A 22,535-nucleotide genomic window follows, 5' to 3' on the forward strand; every position below is an offset into this window, starting at 1 on the left:
TACTTTGCAGCAGAAGCAAACTTAATGATTATCATCAACAAGTGTCCACACAGATTGATATAGGTCTAAATTGTTAAAGAACATAACTTCGACTGACTAAACTTTCGTTTTTAAGCCTTTCAGCTCTCTGTCGAAGTGGGCGGCCATTTTATCTAAATAACTTGTCGTGTCAAACACTTTTTCAAACTATTTTGTTTTGGCTCATTCCCTTCCAGACCAATCAGGCTCTTGCTTTGCTGCCTTCCCGTCTGGAGTGGCGCATTATAGGCACATTGAACTCGTACGCAACCCCTAATTTGATTTTTTTTAAAAAAAACGTTCTTTTGATGAAAAGAACAGCAGAAAAACAAAAGGAGAGTATAAAAACTCTCCTTTTCGCGTCATTTTATTAAGATTTAGATAAAAGCGAATGCATCAGAGTACATATGTTCTGGTGTCACTTGCTTGTTTTGAGTGAACTGATCACGTGCTGCTCCCGCCATTTCAAAGCGACCCGCAATATAGATATCAAAATTTTCTAATGACTCAAAGTCATCACTGACCGCTTGTAGCACATTTCCTTGCTTGCCACTCCAATTACCATCTGCCTGCTCAATAACAGGAATGAACTGAATGTGCGCGTGCTGACTGGCAATGGCTACTAGCTCTTCTTTAGCATAAAGCTGCTTCTCATCACGGCCTCCCCAGTAGAGATAGATTGGCTGGATGATACTTTGACTGATGCAGTGATCGAGAATTGAACGCACGTAGCTGAAACCTGTACCCCCAGCGATCAATAACATAGGGCGTTGACTGTCTTCGCGAATCCAAGCATCACCATGTGGTGCATCAATATTGATGTCGCCATTGGTTTCCAAGGCTCTCTTCATTGCATCAACAACTTCGATAGCGTACGCATTATGCTCAGCGGCACCAATGTGAAGTTCGACTTCGCCTTCATGCCGACAAGGACTACTTGCAATAGAGAAAGGACGCTTATCTGACTCCCCCATCTCAACCATTAAATACTGACCCGCTTTAAAGTTTACCGGCGTCTCTGGGTGCAACAGAATCTGGTAGGTATTTGAGGCTAAAGGCTCTATCGACTTTACTTTACATTTTATTGTCATGTTTTATCTCTTTTATTCTTCGCCAAAAGTAATGACTAAATCACTTTCAGTATGAGCAAGGCAGGAGAACATCCAACCTTGCTGTTTTTCATTTTCAGTTAACATGGGTTCAAGGTCGTAACTGACTTGCCCTCTAGTTATTCGACATAAGCAGGAGGCACAAGCTCCAACCTTGCAACGATGTGGAAATGCAACATCTTGGTTGAGCGCTGCATCTAATACCGTTTGCCCATTTGCTACGATAAACTCTATATTTTGTGGCCACAATGTTACTTTATGACTCATAGGATATCTAATTCATCCCATATTTGGTCAATTTTTTCGACAACTTCTGGGTTTTTCTTAATTGGAACTCCCCATTCGCGCAACGTTTCATGACCTATTTTATTGGTAGCATCAAACCCAACTCTCGAACCATTATCGTCAATCATTAACGTATCACGTGCAGGATCCATTCTGGTGGTAATAGCCCAAATGACATCGTTCCAATCACGTGCATTCACGTCACCATCGCACGCAATGAGAAACTGAACATTAATACTAGGCTGCAATAACGCCCAAATCTGCTTCATAACCGCTACGGCCTGCTCTGGCTTTTGTTTATCAACGATGATAATTCCCATTCGATTAATCCCCGCTCCAGGCACGAGGTAAAAGTCCAGAACCTCTGGAAGCTGAGATTTCACTTGTTGGCTATAATTTTGATCGTCAGAGCAACCTACCTGCTGGTACGCGCCAGGTTTTTCTTGCTTCGCTATTCTTAACGCGAGTTCCGCATCCCACTTTGTCGTCGCATCAAGGCCCATTTTAGAACCCAGACCGACCACTGGTGATGCAAAATCTAAGGAATCAATAGGAGTCGTGTCGATAAGTAGCGTATCGCCCACCGGGTCCATATGTGTATTCATGGCTTGAACCACATCATCCCAATCTCGAGCGTTGACACTTTCATCGCAGACCACGACAAACTTGGTGTACATGAATTGACGTAAGAAAGACCATACTCCCATCATGACCCTCTTAGCATGACCAGGATATTGCTTCTTCATCGTCACCACTGCCATTCGATAAGAACAACCTTCAGGTGGCAAATAGAAATCTACAATTTCAGGGAACTGTTTTTGCAAGATAGGGACAAACACTTCATTCAGTGCGACACCAAGCACAGCCGGTTCATCAGGTGGACGCCCCGTATAAGTACTGTGGTAGATAGGGTCTTTTCTCATCGTTATGTGCGTGATAGTAAAGACATGGTGTTTTTCGACCTCATTATAGTAACCAGTATGATCACCATATGGACCTTCATCCGCAAATTCGTTCGGATCAATATACCCCTCTAAGACAATCTCAGCACTAGCTGGAACTTCAAGTCCGTTGCTAACGGATTTTACAACTTCTGTTTTCTCTCCCCGCAACAACCCTGCGAATGCATATTCCGATAACGTATCCGGAACAGGGGTCACGGCCCCCAAAATCGTTGCAGGGTCGGCCCCAAAAGCGACTGAGACAGGAAAAGGTTTGCCCGGATGGGTTTCCATCCAATCACGAAGATCGAGCGCGCCGCCTCGGTGTGCTAACCAACGCATAATGACTTTATTCTTAGTTAACTTTTGCTGGCGGTAGATACCAAGGTTTTGACGGTTTTTGTTCGGACCTTTGGTGACGGTCAGTCCCCAAGTTAATAATGGAGCGACGTCATCTTGCCAGCAACTCATTACCGGTATCTTGTCTAGATCGACTTGATCGCCCTGCCAGACGACCTGCTGGCACGCCGCTCTCTTTAAGCGTTTAACTGGCATATTGAGTACTTGTCGAAAGACTGGCAGTTTATCCAAAGCGTCTTTAAACCCTTTAGGAGGCTCCGGCTCTTTTAAATACGCCAACAACTTACCGACTTCGCGTAGTTCTTTGACCTCTTGCCTGCCCATACCGATGGCTACTCGCTCAGACGTACCAAATAGGTTCGTCAATACAGGCATGTCGTACCCGATCGGGTTTTCAAATAACAACGCTGGCCCACCAGCGCGCAACGTACGATCACTGATCTCTGTCATTTCGTAATGCGGGTCAACAGGGTGAGTAATACGCTTCAATAGCTGTTTACTCTCTAGATGATCGATAAAATCTCGTAAATCCTTAAAATTCATAGGGTATACATCGCCTTGAAAGATGCAGGCATTATATACGCAAACTTCGCCAGTTGGCGAAGTTTGCAGCAAAAATGATGATTACCCTCGACAAACCTACTTCAATTAGACAAAGCTCGAAGTATCAAGTTTTCTTTAACATCACTGTTTGTTGAAACAACATCTCTCACCCAACCACTGTGCCCATATTGAGCCAACTGTTGAGCAACAAATGAGGCATCATCTGAAGTCGTCATCCTAGAAACCAAAAACTGCTTAACCTCATCAGGAAGCGGATTGATTTGAGCTAACTCAGATAGGGCTTGATTTTTTAGGCTAGGATTCATTGCAGCAAGCATGATTTGCTGTTGCGAAAACGGAGTTTCAAGCGCTGCTAAACGCTCAAGTTCTGATTGGCTATTGTGGTCAGCCCGCATCTTCCATAATAGTTGATAGAGCTGCTCATCTTCACTCACTTGAGCCATTCTCACTAGCACCCTCGTTGAGGGCAACCACTCGGTGACTTTGGTATTGGTTAACTGACCAATTAAAAAGTCACTTCCTTTAGGAGATAAGCTATCAAATTCATTCACTAACACGCTTTCACGATTTTGGTTATCGTAGTCACTTCCTTCAGAAAGCCACTCTCGCAGATTCAGCTGCCCACTTTCTGTGAGCAGAATGAAATCCAAGGTTTTTTGATCGTTTTGCCATTGTTTTATCAGTCGTGAGGAAATGGCAGGATAATTGAAGGCTGGCACCGAAAATTCATACCCTTCCCCTCGCTCAAGAACAGTATAGGTAGGGGGCAATGATTGCTGACCTCGAACAAAGATGGCCATTTTAGATGTCAGTATAATGTCGTGCTGCTCAATATTTTTCAGCAATAAGAAACGCGCAACCTCTTGTTGCGGCAACGCCAACCGATTAATAGAAAACTTAAGACTGTCTATGTCATCTTTTTCGACCAACCGAATAAACTCAGAAACCTTGAGTTTTACTTGTTCACTGTTGAGCCAGTAATCGACCTCTTCTTTCGCCATCTCCTTAGATGCTACTGCAGGTGACATAATCACAACCGCAAAGCCGAGGAGAAACGATGCTAACCATCCTTGTAGCATTTTAACCTCCCGTTAACACTCCTTTTGATTGTGCGCCGGAAAGAAAAGAAGTGCAAACAAAAACGCCACCCTAAAAGGGTGGCGTTTTAAAATTGAGAAATGCTGTCAGTTATTGACGACGCATTGCATCAAAGAACTCATTATTCGTCTTGGTCATCGCAAGCTTGTCGATAAGGAATTCCATTGCATCGATCTCACCCATTGGATGAACAATCTTACGAAGAATCCACATTTTCTGTAGCTCATCAGTCTTGGTCAGAAGCTCCTCACGACGAGTACCTGAACGATTAAAGTCAATCGCAGGGAAGACACGCTTTTCAGCAATCTTACGGTTTAGGTGCAGTTCCATGTTACCTGTACCTTTAAACTCTTCGTAAATAACTTCATCCATTTTAGAACCAGTATCAACTAGCGCTGTTGCGATGATCGTTAAGCTGCCGCCTTCTTCTACATTACGAGCCGCACCAAAGAAGCGCTTAGGACGATGTAGAGCATTGGCATCAACACCACCTGTCAGTACCTTGCCAGATGAAGGAACCACGGTGTTGTATGCTCGAGCGAGACGTGTAATAGAGTCAAGTAAGATAACTACGTCTTTCTTGTGTTCGACAAGACGCTTCGCCTTTTCAATCACCATTTCAGCGACCTGAACGTGACGAGAAGCAGGCTCATCGAATGTTGACGCGATAACCTCACCCTTTACAAGGCGTTGCATTTCGGTCACTTCTTCTGGACGCTCATCGATAAGTAAAACCATCAACTCACAGTCTGGATGGTTGTGCGCAATGCTCTGTGCAATATTTTGCAGTAGCATTGTTTTACCCGCTTTAGGCGGTGCAACAATCAGACCACGCTGACCTTTACCGATTGGAGAAGCTAGATCCAGAATACGAGCCGTAATATCTTCAGTTGCACCATTACCGCGCTCCATAACCATACGCTCATTAGCGTGCAGAGGGGTTAGGTTTTCAAACAGAATTTTATTACGCGCATTATCAGGCTTGTCATGGTTAACCGTATTAACCTTCAATAATGCGAAGTAGCGTTCACCGTCTTTTGGTGGACGAATCTTACCGGCAATAGAATCACCCGTACGCAAATTGAAACGGCGAATCTGACTTGGAGAGACATAAATGTCATCGGGACCAGCTAGATACGAGCTGTCTGCGCTACGCAGGAAGCCAAACCCGTCTTGAAGAATTTCTAGAACCCCGTCGCCAAAGATATCTTCACCACTTTTCGCATGCGCTTTTAAGATGGCGAAAATAATGTCTTGCTTACGCAAACGAGCCAAGTTTTCTAGGCCTAATGATTCGCCAAGCTTGACGAGCTCAGAAACAGGTCTGTTCTTTAATTCTGTTAAATTCATTGTGGTGGATGTTTGTTTAGTCAAAATAGGATCTATTTTCTTATTTAAGATGGATTTGGTCTCAGGAACGACCAAGAAGTGAACGTTTGTTTAATTAACGTGCGATAAATTAGCACTAAAAGTCATTCTAGTCTAGCTTTGGGAAAAACAAAACCGCGTATTTGTTAAGATACACGGTTTTCGTTACTTATCATTATAGGTTTGCGTCCAAAAACTCTTTCAATTGAGTTTTTGATAATGCGCCGACTTTCGTCGCAGCAACCGCACCATCTTTAAATAAAAGTAGTGTTGGGATACCGCGAATACCGAATTTTGGTGGCGTACCTGCATTTTGGTCAATGTTAAGTTTGCCGATAGTGAGCTTGCCTTCGTACTCTGTTGAAATTTCATCCAGAATAGGCGCAATCATTTTACAAGGACCACACCACTCTGCCCAGAAGTCAACAAGAACCGGGCCTGCAGCATTAATCACGTCAGTTTCAAAACCGTCATCAGTCAGCTGCAAAATCTTTTCACTCATCTTTCACTCCGATATTTTTCGTGTTGATGAGATAATCACCAACAATTAGTTCTCCTATTGGAAAGTATTTAACTTCGTATTGCAAGCTTAAGCTGATATTCTGTGCCGATGAAAAAGACGCATATCACAGAGCAAAAATTCGCCGATTTGGATTTACAACCGCAAATCATTGAAGGACTAGGAAAAAAAGGGTTCGAATTCTGTACCCCTATCCAAGCCTTGGCGTTGCCGGTACTGCTCACCGGCCAAGATATTGCAGGCCAAGCCCAAACAGGGACTGGAAAAACGCTCGCGTTTCTCGCTGCTACCTTTAACCACTTACTGATCACTCCCGAACATGACGGTCGTACGGCTAACCAGCCTCGTGCGATTATTATGGCTCCGACTCGTGAATTAGCCATTCAGATCCACAATGATGCTAAACCACTTATCGAGAGTACTGGGCTAAAAACAGCGTTAGCTTACGGTGGCGATAGCTACGATAAGCAACTTGCTCAGTTTGAACAAGGTGTCGATATCCTTATCGGTACTTGTGGTCGTATTATCGATTTTTACAAACAGCGTGTATTTAACCTAAATAACATTCAAGCCGTCGTTCTCGACGAAGCTGACCGTATGTTTGATTTAGGCTTTATTAAGGACATTCGCTTTTTGTTCCGTCGTATGCCGGAACCAAAAGATCGTCTGAACATGCTATTTTCAGCAACCTTGTCTTATCGCGTTCAAGAGTTAGCCTTTGAGCATATGCACAACCCTGAGCATGTGGTCGTTGAACCTGAACAAAAAACAGGTCATCGCATTCAAGAAGAACTTTTCTACCCATCAAACACTGAAAAGATGACTCTGCTACAGACCTTGATTGAAAATGACTGGCCAGATCGCGCCATTGTGTTTGCCAACACCAAACACAAGTGTGACAAAGTTTGGGGCCATCTTGCTGCAGACGGGCACCGTGTAGGACTGCTAACTGGCGATGTACCACAAAAGAAACGTGAAAAAATCTTAGAACAATTTACCCAAGGTGACGTTGATATTCTGGTTGCAACGGATGTTGCTGCGCGTGGGTTGCACATTCCACAAGTCACACACGTTTTCAACTTTGACCTACCTGACGACTGCGAAGATTACGTTCACCGCATTGGTCGTACTGGTCGTGCTGGCGCGAGTGGACACTCCATTAGCTTTGCGTGTGAAGACTATGCTATTAATCTGCCTGCGATTGAAGAATATATTGAACACTCAATCCCAGTATCAGATTATGACTCAACCGCACTATTGACCGATCTACCGGCACCTTTGACAACGATGAGACCTCGTAACTCTGGCCAACGTCGTACCAATACTGGTGGTTCTAGACAGTCAAACCGTAAGCCTCAAAGAAGACCAAGAGCGCCACGCTCTTAATAAGGACATAGCCACATTTTATGAGTCACGCAGTTAATTCTTCGCCTCTTTATGCCGCGATTGATTTAGGGTCGAACAGCTTCCACATGTTAGTGGTTCGACACATCGACGGCAGCATTCAAACCATGGCAAAAATAAAACGCAAGGTTCGCCTTGCTGCTGGGTTGAATGACACCATGGCGTTAAGCCCAGAAGCCATGCAACGTGGATGGGATTGCCTTAGCCTCTTCGCTGAGAGGCTACAAGATATCCCTAAAGAAAATATCCGTATTGTTGGTACTGCTACACTTAGAACCGCGACCAATGTCGATATTTTTCTCGATAAAGCCAATGATATTCTTGGCTATCCGATTCAGGTGATTTCAGGTGAAGAAGAAGCTGCAACGATATACAAAGGTGTGGCTCATACTTCTGGTGGAACAGGTCGTCGGCTGGTTGTTGATATTGGCGGTGCCAGTACTGAGCTGATCATCGGTGAGGGCTTCCAACCTAAAGCCTTAACCAGCTTAAAAATGGGCTGTGTTACTTGGCTTGAACGTCACTTTAAAGACCGCCAATTAAACAAGAAAAATTTCGACTGTGCGATCAGTGCAGCGAAAGACACGCTTGCACCTATACTCGCCCAATACCAACAAATTGGTTGGGATACCTGTGTTGGTGCAAGTGGTACCGTACAAGCGCTACAAGAAATTATGCTGGCACAGGGGATGGATGAAGTCATCACGCATGCCAAGCTCAAGCGCTTACAAAAGCAAGCCATGCAAGCTGATCACCTAGAAGAACTAGACATTGAAGGGCTGACGCTAGAACGCGCTTTAGTGTTCCCAAGTGGGCTATCCATTCTCATCGCTATCTTTGAGCTACTCGAGCTGGGGTATATGACATTGGCTGGCGGTGCATTGCGTGAAGGCATGGTTTACGACATGGTGTCTGAGCTTCAACAAGATGATATTCGAGCGCGTACCATTAACAGTGTGCAATCTCGCTGCCAACTCGATGTGGCTTATGGTGAGCAGGTAGCAACAACAGCCCTGCAGCTTCTCAATGCTTGTGGTGGTGACAATTGTATCCGTGAGCCGCACGGAGAAGCACTGCTAACAACCGCAGCAAAACTGCATGAAATTGGTCTTACTCTCGATTTTAAAAAAGCAGGTGAACATGGCGCTTACCTACTCAAAAACATCGATCTCCCCGGCTATACACGAGCACAAAAGCACTTTTTAGCTGAAGTGATCCGGCGTTATAAAGACCAATTAAGTCCACTACCACCACAGCATGCTATATCAGCAGAGAGTGCGACACGAGCTCTACGCTTACTGCGCCTTGCGGTCATTATTACCCATAGGCGACAACGTGATTTGCAACCTAATGTCACGCTAGTGAGTAATCGAGATCACCTCACACTTACGCTAGATAAACGGTGGCTTGAACGTAATCCACTCACCGCGGCAGAGCTCGAAATAGAGTCAAATAGACAATCTGACTTAGGCTGGCCATTGTTCATCAAGGCCGTTTAGCGCCCCTGTCAGTAAACAACGATCCATAAAAAACCGAACTTTCGTTCGGTTTTTTTATATCTATGCTTTCACTCCAGACATCTTAAATTCAGCGTCATTGGCCGTCAGCTTCTTCACTAAGAAATTAAGTAACACGCCATACATCGGCACAAATAGTCCCAAACTGATGATTAACTTAAAGCCATAGTCAACCAAAGCAATTTCAGTCCAATGCTCTGCCATAAACGGATCCGGGCTTTGGTAAAAGGCAATCGCGAAGAACGCCAACGTATCAAGCGCATTACCAAATAAAGTTGAACATGTCGGCGCAACCCACCACTGTTTCATCTGACGTAGTCGATTAAAGACATGGACATCCAAGATTTGTCCCAGTAAATACGCCATAAAACTCGCGGCAGCGATTCGCGCGACAAACAAGTTAAATTCACTCAACTGACCTAAACCTTGAAATTGCCCCTCAAAAAAGAGTACAGACAATCCGTATGACACTGCTAAGGCTGGTAACATCACCAGAAAAATGATTTTTCGTGCCATTCCTGCGCCAAATATTCGAACAGTGAGATCGGTCGCTAGAAAAATAAACGGGAAGGTAAAAGCACCCCAGGTCGTATGAAAGCCAAAAACAGTAAATGGCAGTTGGACCAAATAGTTACTGGACGCAATAATGACAAGGTGAAATAAAACAAGAAGCGTTAATGCTTTGCGCTGTTGCGCAGGGGAAAAATGATTCATATTGTACCTTTTTCGTTTTGCTTGGGGTGGAGGGAACCCAAGTGAGACAGCGTCTCTAATGACAGAAATAAAATATCGATGTTTCCACCGATTCGCGGCGGGCGATTATACATTAATCAATTAAGGGTGCAACAGACGCGATAAAGGCAAACGTTTACTCGTAAAATAGCCTAATTGAAACTCTGAATTCGCTAAAAGCCCTGTTTAAATAGTGTGGCAAGAAAATCCAACTCTTCTATCGAACTCGTTTTATCTAACGCTTCAAACCACATAGATTCGCTGTAATGCTCTCCTTTTAGCAATAATCGACAGCCTTCAAAATCAATGAGCCAGGTGTGAAGATCAGCATCCCATTGTTTTTCTATCACTTGTGCAGATAATGAACGCACGAGTGTTTCTGCTAGCTCATCAAAACTATCGAAATCAAATGAAGGCGTAACAATGAGTAGCTTACCTTGCTCTCGTATGTATTCACGTAAACCGAACTCAGCCATGGTTAGTCAAATGCTCCTGAATTAAGTCTAAAAATGGGTCAGCATATTTATCTAATTTACGCTCACCCACCCCGTTCACTGCCAACATTTCGCCGTAAGACGTAGGTAGAATTTCAGCCATATCAATTAAGGTCGCATCACTAAAGACCACATAAGGCGGCAAGCCGTCTTCATCAGCAATGGATTTTCTTAGTTTTCTTAGCTTAGCGAACAGCTTTTTATCATAATGCTTCGACACCAACTTTTCAGATTTAGCACTTCTTGCCGCGGTATCCAAGCGAGGGACCGCCAGTTCTAATGACATCTCACCGCGCAGCACCGGACGCGCCTCTTCAGTCAGCTGCAATGTCGAATTTCGCGTGATATTTTGATTCAGTAGGCCTTTATGAATCAGTTGCCTAAAAATACTGACCCAATAGTCATGGCTATGATCGCGGCCAATACCATAAGTGGTTAATTTGTCATGGCCATGCTCTCGAACTCGAATGTTCGCCATGCCTCGTAACACTTCAACGACATAGCCAATACCAAAACTTTGGTTCACTCGGTAAACGCAGGATAACGCTTTTTGTGCTTGCTCGGTTGCATCAAAACGCTTCGGTGGATCAAGACAAATATCGCAGTTACCGCAAGGTTCCTCCCGATACTCACCAAAATAATTGAGCAGTACTTGGCGTCGGCAGGTTTGCGCCTCCGCAAATGCACTCATCGCATTCAGCTTATGACTCTCGACTTGCTTTTGAGGGCCTTCATCTTTTTCATCCAACATACGGCGAAGCCAACCCATGTCCGCAGGGTCATACAACATCATAGCTTCCGCTGGCAGTCCATCACGACCAGCTCGCCCGGTCTCTTGATAGTAAGACTCGATGTTGCGCGGAATATCAAAATGAACGACAAATCGCACGTTCGGTTTATTAATGCCCATACCAAATGCAACAGTGGCCACCACTATTTGAATATCGTCACGCTGAAACGCCTCTTGGACATAGGCGCGCTCATCAGCATCAATCCCCGCATGATAACTGGCAGCACGGACATGGTTATTGCACAGCTTTTCCGTCAACATTTCGACTTTTTTACGACTGCCGCAGTAAATAATGCCGCAGCCCCCTTTGTTCTCTGCTAAAAATTGAACAACCTGAGACACTGGCTTGTGTTTTTCCACCAGCGTATAACGAATATTCGGTCGGTCAAAACTGCCGAGATACTCATGGTGATCTCGAAGGCTCAAGCGTTGAATAATATCTTTACGAGTCGCATCATCCGCTGTGGCGGTTAAAGCGATGACAGGAACAAAAGGAAATAACTCTTTCAAGCGTCCTAGTGATGCGTATTCTGGTCGAAAGTCATGCCCCCACTGCGATATACAGTGTGCCTCGTCAACCGCAATCATCGACAGTTCGATATGTTCCAAGCGCTCGATAAAATCTCGCATAAGCACACGTTCAGGAGAAACATAGACGAGCTTTGCCTGACCGGTATTCATTCGGCGATAGGTTTCAACGAGAGCCTCACGGCTCATCGTAGAGTTAATACACTCCGCGGCAACACCATTAGCCTTTAGTTGGTCGACCTGATCTTTCATCAAAGAAATTAACGGTGAAATCACGATAGTGACACCGGAGCGAACTAAAGCTGGAATTTGATAACACAGGGATTTACCCGCCCCTGTTGGCATGATGACCAAACCATCCGCGCCCGCAATCGCGTTATCAATGACTTCTTGTTGGCCTGGTCGAAAATCTTGATAGCCAAAAACCGACTCAAGGACAGACTGTGAACTTGGTAATGATTCGGACTGTTCAGCAAGTAACACAGCAGTCATGCAATATCCTGACAATAAATGAAGGGCAAAAAGACGCTACATTGTAGAGGGGTTCAGAGGGGAATGAAACTGGAAATCACTCAGTCCATTAATTAACCACCGTCTATCATTCATACAATAATTAGTGCCTCAGCCGCCGAAGCGCTATACTAGCCAACTTCCCCTTTTCGGCCAAATTGGCTACGCTTCTGAGAATCACTGCATGTCCATAGAACAACAACGCGCTAAAGAGGGCATTTTACTTGCCGTCGGCGCCTATACCATGTGGGGTATTGCCCCTATCTACTTTAAAGCTTTAGGGGAAGTGTCACCGCTAGAGATATTGAGCCATCGCGTTCTTTGGTCGTTTTTTTTACTTGCGGGATTACTGCACTATGGTCGTCGCTGGCGTGGTGTGCGCGATGTACTCAAATCCAAGCAGAAAATGGGCTTCTTGTTAACCACTTCGCTACTGGTGGGTACCAACTGGTTAATTTTCATATGGGCGGTAAATTCTAATCATATGCTTGATGCAAGCCTTGGTTATTATATTAACCCTTTGTTTAACGTCATTCTTGGTATGCTATTTCTTGGAGAACGACTACGAAAGCTACAGTGGTTTGCTGTTGGCCTTGCGACCATCGGTGTACTAATTCAGCTGTTTGTCTTCGGATCAGTACCGATTGTGGCATTAGCATTAGCCACAAGCTTTGGTTTCTACGGTTTATTGCGAAAAAAAGTCAATTTAGACGCTCAAACTGGGCTGTTCATTGAGACCTTAGTACTGCTTCCTGTTGCTGCGATCTACCTAGCAATATTTGCTGATAGTGCCACTTCAAACCTGTTCAATAACAGCGTAAATTTAAACATCCTACTGATTTCAGCCGGTGTTATCACAACCTTACCTTTACTGTGCTTTACTGGCGCTGCGACTCGCTTAAAGCTCTCTACACTCGGTTTCTTTCAATATATCGGCCCAAGCCTGATGTTTATGCTCGCGGTTCTCATTTATGGAGAGAATTTTTCCACAGATAAAGCGCTCACATTCGCCTTTATTTGGGGTGCACTGCTGGTATTCAGTATTGATGGGCTTAAAAACGGCACAAAAAAAGCAAAATAGCGTTGGATTGTTAAACTATGAATGAAATTACCCTCTTAATGACTCTAGCGACGGTACACTTTGTCGCGTTAATGAGCCCAGGACCAGACTTTGCGCTTGTGGTACAAAACGCCACCAAATATGGGCGACAAACCGGTTTCTATATTGCGCTTGGACTATCATTTGGCATCTTAGTCCATTCCATTTTTAGCCTAACTGGCGTGAGCTATATTATTCATCAACATCCAACGTTATTTGCCTTAGTGCAATGTGCTGGTGGATTATACCTTTTATATTTAGGCGTTGGCGCGTTACGCTCGGTTATCTCACGCTGGGCTGCAAAAAATGATCCAACTGTAATAAATAACGACGACCGCCTATTACTCGCCAATCGTCGCCAAGCTTTTTCTCGTGGCTTCACGACTAATATCCTCAATCCGAAAGCGCTGGTCTTCTTTATTAGCCTAATGTCGAGCTTAGTTCCCGCGACTATGTCGATACCAGGAAAAATCAGCGCCCTACTTATTTTGTGGGCTCTATCATTAGTTTGGTTCTCATTTTTAGCTTGGGCATTATCCACTAAGAAGCTGCAACAACGCTTATTGTCAGTCTCAATTTATATAGATTCACTGTGTGGATTCCTATTTTCTGGCATTGGGCTCATCATCTTGTATCAAGTGACTGTCTCACTGTAATCTCACATTTACGCTTTTCGACATCCGCTTTGTGCGAGATCTCTCACAAAGCAGTAGGTCATTATCGCTTTAGTCGTCAAGCATTTAACCCAAAAGGCACATAAACCATTGATAAGTATACACTTACATAACGGTTACATTACTCTATCTGGCCTTATTTGCTTAAACGGGTGATTGTTCTATAGGCCAACTAGTTTATTATTATCTGTGTCGGAAGGATGCTGACACGGAACAGGAAACGCTCAGGGATTTGGGCATCTTCAGGAAGAAGATACGGTTATTCAGGATGAATAGTCGGCAAGGAAAGCGAATTGGACATTGAATGGACGCAATAGTAACTAGGATGGTTACTACTAAGGAAAGACAATGGACACCTCTGGATGAGGAAAGGACTTAACATCAGGATGATGTCAGGGACACCGCTCAAGGAACAAGTGAAGCGCGCTAACGAGGATTGTTGGCAGGTCAGGATAAGGCCAAGGACACCGCTAGGATGGCGATGAAAGGAATACGCTGAAGGAATACAGCACACTATCATGGATTAGATGCATGGAGCACCTATAGTAGCCGGATTGCTGCGAGTAAGACCATAACCCCGTAGGGCGCAAGCCCTCGGGGTTTTTCTTTGCCCAGAATAAACGCTCCCCAGATAAATCTTGGTTTGAATGAGAGCCCTCATCAGCGCTGCGGCAAATCAACGACATAAAAAAAGCAGCGACGGCTGCTTTTTTATGATGATCGAGGTACTACAGACCAAGCCTAAAGCTGCTCTAGTTTGGCGTATTGTGTCACCAACCACTTTATCCCTTCACCATTAAATGCCACTTGCACGCGACTTTGTGGACCGCTGCCTTCAAAGTTAATAATGGTACCCTCACCAAACTTAGGATGTTTAACACGCGCTCCCAGATTAAACCCAGTCTCATTAAAGTTTTGCTTCACTTCTGCTTGGCTAAATCGCCCAGTACTAGTTGGTCGACTCACTTGAGCCTTCATCCGAACCTCTTCTAAGCACGTTGGTGGCAGCTCACGGATAAATCTCGAGGGTTTATGATATTTATCCTGCCCATACAAACGACGCATTTCTGCATACGTTATATGCAGCTTCACCATCGCTCGGGTCATACCCACATAGCAAAGGCGACGCTCTTCTTCTAAACGCCCAGCTTCCTCTGCAGACATTTGGCTTGGGAACATCCCTTCTTCAACACCGACCATAAAGACCATTGGGAACTCTAAGCCTTTTGCACTGTGCAACGTCATCAGTTGCACGGCGTCGTCAAACTCATCCGCCTGACCTTCACCAGCTTCAAGTGCCGCATGAGTTAGAAACGACGTCAACAGTGTCATGTCGTCGGCCTCTTCTGGTTTCTCATACTGCCTGGTCGCAGTTACCAATTCTTCCAAGTTTTCAATACGAGCTTTGGATTTTTCGCCTTTCTCCTGTTCATACATCGCAAACAGACCCGAGGTTTTAATGACATGGTCGGTTTGTTCATGCAAAGGAAACTCCATCGTGTCGTCTTCTAATGCATTAATCAGCTCGACGAAACGAGATAAGGCTCCAGCAGCCCTACCCGCTAAGACTTTTTCATCCAACAACGCCACACAAGTATCCCACATGGTCGCGCCACGATCCCTTGCTGCGTAACGAATGGTTTCTAAGGTTTTGTCGCCGAGCCCACGGGTTGGTGTATTTACAATACGCTCAAAGGCAGCATCGTCATTACGGTTACCCATCAACCTTAGGTAGCTCAGCGCATCTTTGATTTCTTGACGCTCGAAGAATCGCATTCCGCCATAAATTCGATATGGCAGCTGTGCTTGAATCAATGCTTCTTCTAATACTCGAGATTGTGCGTTATTACGATACAACATGGCGCAGTCACTTAAACTGCCGCCATTTTCTTGCCACTCTTTTATTTTACTTACGGTGAAGCGAGCTTCATCGAGCTCATTGTAGGCAGAATAGACCGAAATCTTTTCGCCTTCATTACCGTCTGTCCAAAGCTCTTTGCCCATACGTTCGGTGTTATTAGCAATGAGCTCATTTGCCGCCTCTAGGATAGTTTTTGTGGAACGATAATTTTGCTCCAGCCGAACCGTCTTAGATCCCGGATATTCATCAAGAAACTTTTGAATATTCTCAATTTTTGCGCCACGCCAACCATAAATGGATTGGTCATCATCCCCTACAATCATCACTTTACAATCCGGCCCTGCCATCATGCGTAGCCAAGCATATTGGATGTTGTTGGTATCTTGAAATTCATCGACCAAAATATGCTTAAAGCGAGCTTGGTAATGCTCTCTAATAAATTTGTTATCTCGTAATAATTCGTGAGCACGAAGCAATATTTCAGCAAAGTCCACCAGCCCTGCTCGATCACAAGCTTCCTGATAAGCGGTATAGATTTGCAGGTAGGTTTTGGTTATTGGATCTTGATAGCTATCAATATGGGATGGTCTTAACCCTTCATCTTTCTTGCCATTGATCCACCAGGCGGCTTGCCTTGCTGGCCATTGCTTTTCATCCAGATTCTGCGCTTTAATCAAGCGGCGAAGCAAGCGCTGTTGATCATCTGAGTCAATAATTTGGAAGTCTTCTTGCAACTTTGCATCTAGGTAATGTGCGCGCAGGATTCTGTGGCAAATTCCATGGAAAGTGCCATTCCACATACCGGATGCGCTACCCATCATTAATTCTTCTATTCGACCACGCATTTCAGCGGCAGCTTTATTGGTAAACGTTACCGACATAATAGAGAACGGAGACGCAGCTTCAACTGACATCAACCAAGCAATACGATGCACCAGAACACGTGTTTTACCACTACCTGCACCAGCGAGTATTAAAAGGTGCTCAAGAGGGGCGGCAACAGCTTCACGCTGTTTATCATTTAGGCCGTCGAGAAGAAGAGAAGGGTCCATGGGCATCGCTACTGGTTATTTATACATATTGTTTGATTATAACTCAAACAACTCCGTGTTTGAGAAAAAAAACCAATTTTACCACACCAGAAAATACCCATTAAAATCAGAAGCATGAAATAACAATTAACATTTTATTAAAATATTTAGCATTTCTTTGAAAGATTTTTGCTCGCTCTCCTATCCTATTGATTAAGCAAGTCGGCAAATAACCACTTGTGGACATAATTACAAGGATCAAGTCTCGAGGAACTTACTATGAAATCATCTAATCTCGCTATCACCGCTGCTGTTACAGGTCTTATCGCTCTTGGTGGCACTATGCTCACTGCAGCGCCAGCTGTCGCTGCTGAAAAAGAAAAATGTTATGGCGTGTCGAAAGCTGGGAAAAATGACTGCGCCACAAAAACGAGCTCATGTGCAGGGACAGCAAAAGAAGACAATCAGACCGATGCCTTTGTTGTGTTACCTAAGGGTGTATGCGGTAAGTTGGCTGGTGGAAGCACAGAATCGGCTTAATCGCGCCTTAGCTAGCCCAGCAGCGTATTTAGCACGCTGCCAGAGTATCACCGCTTGGTCGGGACACTACTCTTAAGCTTTTATCCTAAAAGGGCGTCAATAAGCGCCCTTTTAGTTTTCTACAGTTTATGCACAATTAAGTATTGATCAGGGAGATCGACATGGATCGAGACTCGGCATTCAAGTGGGTCGGCGTGGGACTACGACACCCACACCTAGACTATTTCCAACAACACAGCAATGCAGCGAGTTGGCTTGAGATTCACAGTGAAAACTATTTCATCGAGACATCATCCACACGGCAACAGTTAAGGGCGATCCGACAGAATACCGATATCAGCTGTCACGGTATTGGCTTATCATTAGGTTCAGTCACTACCGTGAATAAACAGCACTTAACGTCATTGGTGAATCTGGTTAATGAGATCCAACCCACCATGGTCTCTGATCATTTAAGCTGGAGTGAATATGGCGGTCACCACTTTAATGACCTATTACCATTGCCTTATACCGAAGAAGCACTTGACGTATTTTGTCGCAACGTCCTGCAAGTCCAAGATGCGTTGCAACGCCCACTACTTATCGAAAACCCTTCAAGTTATCTGCGATTTGAACATTCCACTATTCCTGAATGGGAATTCCTCACTCAGGTGCAAACCCGCACAGATTGCCGCTTATTGCTCGATCTTAATAACGTTCACGTCTCATGCTTTAACCATCAGTACGACTCACAACAATATTTATCAGCAATAAAAGCTAGTACCGTCGATGAAATCCACCTCGCTGGATTTACCAAGAAGCAACTTGATCAAGGTGAAATCTGGATAGATACCCATAGTGATCACGTCAGTGATGAAGTCTGGCAGCTCTATCGCAGTTGGGTAGCTCGTCACGGACCCACTCCAACACTCATTGAGTGGGATCTTGATATTCCAGAACCCAAGGTATTACTTGAAGAGGCGGATAAAGCGATCGATATATTGCAGGATAGTGCGCTTATACCAAAAAGGAGCGCATAGCCATGAAGATGTTAGCCGACATACAACAACAGTTTTCTCATGCGTTACTTAATGCTACCTCAACTCAAATGTGCGGCGTCATTGGTGATCACTTCTCAGCACAAGAGCGAATTCAGATCTATCGTAATAACTTCATTATCAGTCTGAGCGAAGTATTACAAGCAACCTATCCCATCACATTCGCTCTCGTTGGAGAAGAGTGTTTCCGTGCCATCGCGAAGTATCACATTATTCAGCATCCACCCGAGTCAGCGAATACTCTCGATTATGGCGCTGGATTCGAACGGTCAATAGCTGCACTTGAGCATATCACTAGTGCTGTGCCCTACCTGCTTGACGTGATTAACTTCGAATGGAAAATTGATCAAGCTAGTCGATTTGAGTTGCCAATAACCTCCGGGAAATCGCAGCCGATTATTAGGCTAGCAAATGTCCCTGAAGAGCTGCACGGTGACATTCAACTTCTCCTGAACCCCAGCACCCAAGTCATATCATCACAGTATGCGCTCATTGATCTTAAGCAAGCCGTGGAAAACCACCACTATGACCAGCTTAATTTTGAGCGCCCTCAAATGATCTTATTACAAGGAAGTACAACTCAACCGCTAACTTTAAGTGAAATTGATGTACCCCTTAGCAAGCTCATCACGCAACTCATGCTAGCGTCGCCCCTTCGATTTCTGCCGCCAGAACAGCTAGCTTTAGTTCCTACATTGTTGTCTATGAACATAGTCACGTCATTTAGCGTCAGCGATGGCGAACCAACCTAAAGGAGTAACACGATGACAAATGGACTAGCAAGTTTACTCAAAACGTATGACTCTACACTCGAAACTTTTCAAAAAGGCTTCATTCCGCTGCTACTACTTTTCTGTCGGATTTGGGTCGCGTGGGTGTTTTTTAATTCCGGGTTAACCAAAATCGCTTCTTGGGATAGTACTTTGTATCTTTTTGAATATGAGTATCACGTCCCTCTCCTACCATGGCAGCTAGCGGCTTACATGGGTACTGCTGCGGAGTTAGTACTGCCAGTATTTTTGGCATTGGGATTACTGTGCCGACCAATGGCTGCGATTCTGTTTGTTTTTAATATTACCGCTGTCGTTTCTTACCCCGTACTTTGGGAACAAGGTTTTTATGATCATCAGCTCTGGGGGCTAATGATTCTAATTGTTGTCGTTTGGGGGCCTGGTCCACTCTCTGCCGATAAAATAATACGTAATGTTATCGAGTAATACAGACTTTAATACTCGATAAACAATACGCGAATTATCGCCACTCACAAAAAAGCCCCGTCGATTACTCGACGGGGCTTTTTATTTTGAGGCAAGGTTATTTACTTGCTAAAAAAGCCTGCAGCTCTTCTGCAGAAATACCTTGGTCTGCTAACTCTTTTGCCAAAGATTGAACTTGTTCACCTTTGCGTGACTCAATCACTCTTTGAAATTGATAAACGATATCTCTAAGCATGTGAATTGGTACTTGTTTTGCAGCGCTACGGATTCGCTCTTCACTTTGATTGCCAAGTTCGGTTAATAATTTACCGAACATGATTTTTTCTGGAGACTCTTCCATTTGCTCAAGAATGCGAGCCATTTCGTAAGTAGTCAAAGACATGCTTTATCGATCCAGTTAATAATAGAAAGGAATATACCTTCAAATATACACCTGTTTACACGATAGGAAAACCAAATCGTTTTCAAATTGACCGTTTTTTACTAATCACTAATATTTATTATCTGATGCCACGCTTTTCCTGAGCGGCTACGCAAGACAAATAAAGCGGGAAGAACCAACCACATTAACAACGCAATCATAGACTGAGGCTCTAACCCGGTACGCTGCATCGTGCCAACAAGTAAACCTGAACCACTCATTTGAAATAAGCCTAATAGCGCCGCTGCGGTGCCTGCTTTATCGCCAAATGGAGCAAGCGCTTTACCTGCTGCAGCACCCAAAATAAATGCAAAGCCAATCGAACCAAGAATAACAGGCAACATAAACGATAATGGCGTATTGAATGACGAGCCCAGAGCCATCAGCGCACCAGCAACTAACAGTACAAGGATGCCACATTGCAAGGTTTGGTGGGTGCCGATTTTATCCATAAATTTTGGCGCCAGCATACAAGCAGCAATATTAAAGACCGCGTTAAGCCCAAACCAAAAAGTAAACTCAGCCATGCTCAGTCCCATATTCTCCATCAAGAGTACCGGAGCCGACGTCACATACGCTAAAATAACGCCCATCGCGAGTAGACATAACGTTGCATGAAAAATAAACGTCGGTGTGCGCAACACATCAATATAGCGAGACAGTGCAAAATAGCGATCGTTTTGCTGCTTTGGATTCGTCTCTTTCATGTTGACGATAACCATAAGACCAACCACTAATGCAAAGCCAGCCATAAAGCTAAAATTTGCACGCCAGCCAAAGTGATGAGTCAGGTAACTACCTAGAATTGGAGCGAGGGCCGGTATAAAGCAAATGGCTCCGTTTAGGTAGCTAATCATCTTGCCACTTTTTTCTGGCCCATAAAGGTCGCGAACGGTTGCAAAGGCCGCTACCGATGTGGCGCACGCGCCTAAGCCTTGTAGCAACCTAGCAGCCAACATCCAGTCTATTGATTGAGCAGCCCACGCCAAGCAAGCACTCAAGCCATAAATGCTGATACCACATAATGCAACCGTTCGACGTCCGAGCTTATCAGCAAGTGGGCCTGCAAATAACTGCCCGACACCCATTGCAAACAAAAACCATGTGATTGTGTCTTGAGCAAGAGTATGGTCGACTTGGAACGCGGTCGATATTTGCGGCAATGCGGGCAGATAAATATCGATAGCTAAAGGACTAAAGAAAACCAACATGACTAAGGCCGCTATCTGTATCTTTGATGTACGCTGTTCCACGTGAAACTTCTCTTCTCAATGTTAATTGCCGCATAATAACGACAATATGATATGAACAGAAATGGTTTATACTCATTAGTATTATTCCCAAATGGAATTTCATTTCATGAATTTGGAAGCGCTAAACAAAGTCGATCTTAACCTACTGTTATGCTTAAGCGTATTGCTAGAAGAGCGCAACGTCACTCGCGCGGCGAACCGGCTATGTGTTAGTCAATCAGCAGTCAGTAAGTCACTGGCTAAACTACGACTGCTATTTAATGATCCGCTATTTACTCGCCAAGCTCACGGATTAGCCCCAACACCTAAGGCCATGTACCTAAAACCAAAACTTGATACCCTAGTCAGTCACTTACAATCGATTACTCACCCACCCGAGTTTTCTCCAACAAGCAGCGAATATCGCTTCCACATTGCGGCAGTAGAGAGTGTCTATCCACTAATCATGCCTCATTTTTTACCGGCTATTTTTAGCCAAGGCCCCAACCTGAGTATTAGTACACATGCTTGGAATGAACGTACCTTTGAACAAATGCAGAAAGGAGAATTGGACTTAGGCATTACCGGTAAAGATATTGATATTCGCGATGCTATTCGAACCATGTATCCGCCTGAAGATATTCGCGAACTAGAAGTGTATAGAGATAATCAAATGTGCTTAGTTAGGGCTAACCACCCCATTCTGTCTAAGACTTGGAGTCTAGACGCTTATTTGTCATTGCGACACGTACAAGTACGTTGCGATGGCAGCGACCGTTGGTTACTAGATTATCGCCTCTCCGATATGGGGAAAGAGAGAGATATCGCGATTACAGTACCTGACTTCAATAATGCAGCGGCGTTATGTTCATACACCGATTTTATTTTTACTGCCCCTCGGCACTTTGTTCATCTTGTTGCAGACCAATTGGGGTTGGTGGTATTACCCTTACCATTAGCGTTCCCTCCTATGGCATACACATTATTTTGGCACAAAGAACGAGACAACGACCCCGCTCTGAATTGGCTTATTGATATCATAAAGCAGAAAACACTCCATCTTCGTTAGTTGTCAACTTCGTTTACCGACAACCTATTACGTCGTTAAAGCGGCGTTCAGAAAATCGTAAACAATGTCTACTGCATAATGGATTGTAACTGTTCATCAAAAGCGCTAGCTTATAC

General features: G+C 44.4%; 21 protein-coding genes. 9 read left to right on the forward strand and 12 right to left on the reverse strand.

Features of this window, described 5'->3' with window-relative positions; translation table 11 throughout:
- Positions 1–395: 395 nt before the first annotated feature.
- The 6 genes from fre to trxA form a co-directional block, all read right to left on the reverse strand.
- Positions 396–1,109 (reverse strand): NAD(P)H-flavin reductase, encoded by a 714-nt coding sequence (gene fre, locus MD535_RS22815; RefSeq protein ID WP_265677425.1) that lies wholly within the window; start codon positions 1,107–1,109, stop codon positions 396–398.
- Between the two features lie 12 nt (positions 1,110–1,121).
- Entirely contained in the window at positions 1,122–1,394 is a 273-nt protein-coding gene (locus MD535_RS22820) for a 2Fe-2S iron-sulfur cluster-binding protein (protein ID WP_265677426.1), read from the reverse strand.
- Positions 1,391–3,256, reverse strand: coding sequence for a 4-hydroxy-3-polyprenylbenzoate decarboxylase (gene ubiD / locus MD535_RS22825; protein WP_265677427.1), 1,866 nt, complete (start codon positions 3,254–3,256; stop codon positions 1,391–1,393). The genes MD535_RS22820 and ubiD overlap by 4 nt, the downstream gene beginning before the upstream one ends.
- A 101-nt stretch (positions 3,257–3,357) precedes the next feature.
- Positions 3,358–4,356 (reverse strand): hypothetical protein, encoded by a 999-nt coding sequence (locus MD535_RS22830; protein WP_265677428.1) that lies wholly within the window; start codon positions 4,354–4,356, stop codon positions 3,358–3,360.
- Between the two features lie 109 nt (positions 4,357–4,465).
- Complete coding sequence (gene rho / locus MD535_RS22835) at positions 4,466–5,725, reverse strand: transcription termination factor Rho (RefSeq protein WP_250619677.1); 1,260 nt, start codon at positions 5,723–5,725, stop codon at positions 4,466–4,468.
- Between the two features lie 193 nt (positions 5,726–5,918).
- Positions 5,919–6,245, reverse strand: a complete 327-nt coding sequence (trxA, locus tag MD535_RS22840) for a thioredoxin TrxA (RefSeq protein ID WP_102469969.1) — start codon at positions 6,243–6,245, stop codon at positions 5,919–5,921.
- Positions 6,246–6,353: 108 nt separating this feature from the next.
- On the opposite strand from trxA, the gene rhlB reads away from it, so the two are divergent.
- Positions 6,354–7,649 (forward strand): ATP-dependent RNA helicase RhlB, encoded by a 1,296-nt coding sequence (gene rhlB / locus MD535_RS22845; RefSeq protein ID WP_250619670.1) that lies wholly within the window; start codon positions 6,354–6,356, stop codon positions 7,647–7,649.
- Positions 7,650–7,669: 20 nt separating this feature from the next.
- Positions 7,670–9,166, forward strand: a complete 1,497-nt coding sequence (gene gppA, locus MD535_RS22850) for a guanosine-5'-triphosphate,3'-diphosphate diphosphatase (protein ID WP_265677429.1) — start codon at positions 7,670–7,672, stop codon at positions 9,164–9,166.
- Positions 9,167–9,226: 60 nt separating this feature from the next.
- Here the strand turns inward: gppA and MD535_RS22855 are convergent, their stop codons facing one another.
- The 3 genes from MD535_RS22855 to recQ form a co-directional block, all read right to left on the reverse strand.
- A complete protein-coding gene (locus MD535_RS22855; RefSeq protein ID WP_265677430.1) occupies positions 9,227–9,898 on the reverse strand; it encodes a 7-cyano-7-deazaguanine/7-aminomethyl-7-deazaguanine transporter in 672 nt (223 codons plus the stop codon).
- 191 nt (positions 9,899–10,089) lie between these two features.
- Complete coding sequence (locus tag MD535_RS22860; RefSeq protein WP_265677431.1) at positions 10,090–10,392, reverse strand: DUF3630 family protein; 303 nt, start codon at positions 10,390–10,392, stop codon at positions 10,090–10,092.
- Positions 10,385–12,220 (reverse strand): ATP-dependent DNA helicase RecQ, encoded by a 1,836-nt coding sequence (gene recQ, locus MD535_RS22865; protein WP_265677432.1) that lies wholly within the window; start codon positions 12,218–12,220, stop codon positions 10,385–10,387. The genes MD535_RS22860 and recQ overlap by 8 nt, the downstream gene beginning before the upstream one ends.
- 202 nt (positions 12,221–12,422) lie before the next feature.
- On the opposite strand from recQ, the gene rarD reads away from it, so the two are divergent.
- Positions 12,423–13,319: an EamA family transporter RarD gene (rarD, locus tag MD535_RS22870; protein WP_265677433.1), complete on the forward strand. Its 897-nt coding sequence runs from the start codon at positions 12,423–12,425 to the stop codon at positions 13,317–13,319.
- Positions 13,320–13,336: 17 nt separating this feature from the next.
- Positions 13,337–13,993 carry a LysE family translocator gene (locus MD535_RS22875; protein ID WP_265677434.1) on the forward strand — a complete coding sequence of 219 codons (657 nt, stop codon included), beginning with the start codon at positions 13,337–13,339 and terminating at the stop codon, positions 13,991–13,993.
- A 759-nt stretch (positions 13,994–14,752) separates the two neighbouring features.
- Here the strand turns inward: MD535_RS22875 and uvrD are convergent.
- On the reverse strand, positions 14,753–16,924 hold the full coding sequence (gene uvrD / locus MD535_RS22880; protein WP_265677435.1) for a DNA helicase II: 2,172 nt from the start codon (positions 16,922–16,924) through the stop codon (positions 14,753–14,755).
- 258 nt (positions 16,925–17,182) lie between these two features.
- Here uvrD and MD535_RS22885 point away from each other — a divergent pair, with 258 nt between their 5' ends.
- The 4 genes from MD535_RS22885 (at position 17,183) to MD535_RS22900 (ending at position 19,697) form a co-directional block, all read left to right on the forward strand.
- Complete coding sequence (locus tag MD535_RS22885) at positions 17,183–17,443, forward strand: BufA1 family periplasmic bufferin-type metallophore (protein ID WP_265677436.1); 261 nt, start codon at positions 17,183–17,185, stop codon at positions 17,441–17,443.
- Between the two features lie 161 nt (positions 17,444–17,604).
- Complete coding sequence (gene bufB / locus MD535_RS22890; RefSeq protein WP_265677437.1) at positions 17,605–18,462, forward strand: MNIO family bufferin maturase; 858 nt, start codon at positions 17,605–17,607, stop codon at positions 18,460–18,462.
- 2 nt (positions 18,463–18,464) lie between these two features.
- Entirely contained in the window at positions 18,465–19,232 is a 768-nt protein-coding gene (locus MD535_RS22895) for an HvfC/BufC N-terminal domain-containing protein (RefSeq protein ID WP_265677438.1), read from the forward strand.
- Positions 19,233–19,244: 12 nt separating this feature from the next.
- Positions 19,245–19,697, forward strand: coding sequence for a DoxX family protein (locus MD535_RS22900; RefSeq protein ID WP_265677439.1), 453 nt, complete (start codon positions 19,245–19,247; stop codon positions 19,695–19,697).
- Between the two features lie 97 nt (positions 19,698–19,794).
- Here MD535_RS22900 and tsrA read toward each other — a convergent pair whose 3' ends face one another.
- Positions 19,795–20,079, reverse strand: coding sequence for an H-NS-like global regulator TsrA (tsrA, locus tag MD535_RS22905; protein WP_265677440.1), 285 nt, complete (start codon positions 20,077–20,079; stop codon positions 19,795–19,797).
- 101 nt (positions 20,080–20,180) lie between these two features.
- Positions 20,181–21,329 carry a multidrug effflux MFS transporter gene (locus MD535_RS22910; protein WP_265677450.1) on the reverse strand — a complete coding sequence of 383 codons (1,149 nt, stop codon included), beginning with the start codon at positions 21,327–21,329 and terminating at the stop codon, positions 20,181–20,183.
- A 148-nt stretch (positions 21,330–21,477) separates the two neighbouring features.
- On the opposite strand from MD535_RS22910, the gene MD535_RS22915 reads away from it, so the two are divergent.
- On the forward strand, positions 21,478–22,419 hold the full coding sequence (locus MD535_RS22915) for a LysR family transcriptional regulator (RefSeq protein WP_265677441.1): 942 nt from the start codon (positions 21,478–21,480) through the stop codon (positions 22,417–22,419).
- Positions 22,420–22,535: the final 116 nt, after the last annotated feature.

It is taken from the genome of Vibrio qingdaonensis, from assembly GCF_026191675.1.
GTDB classification, from domain to species: Bacteria; Pseudomonadota; Gammaproteobacteria; order Enterobacterales; family Vibrionaceae; genus Vibrio; species Vibrio qingdaonensis.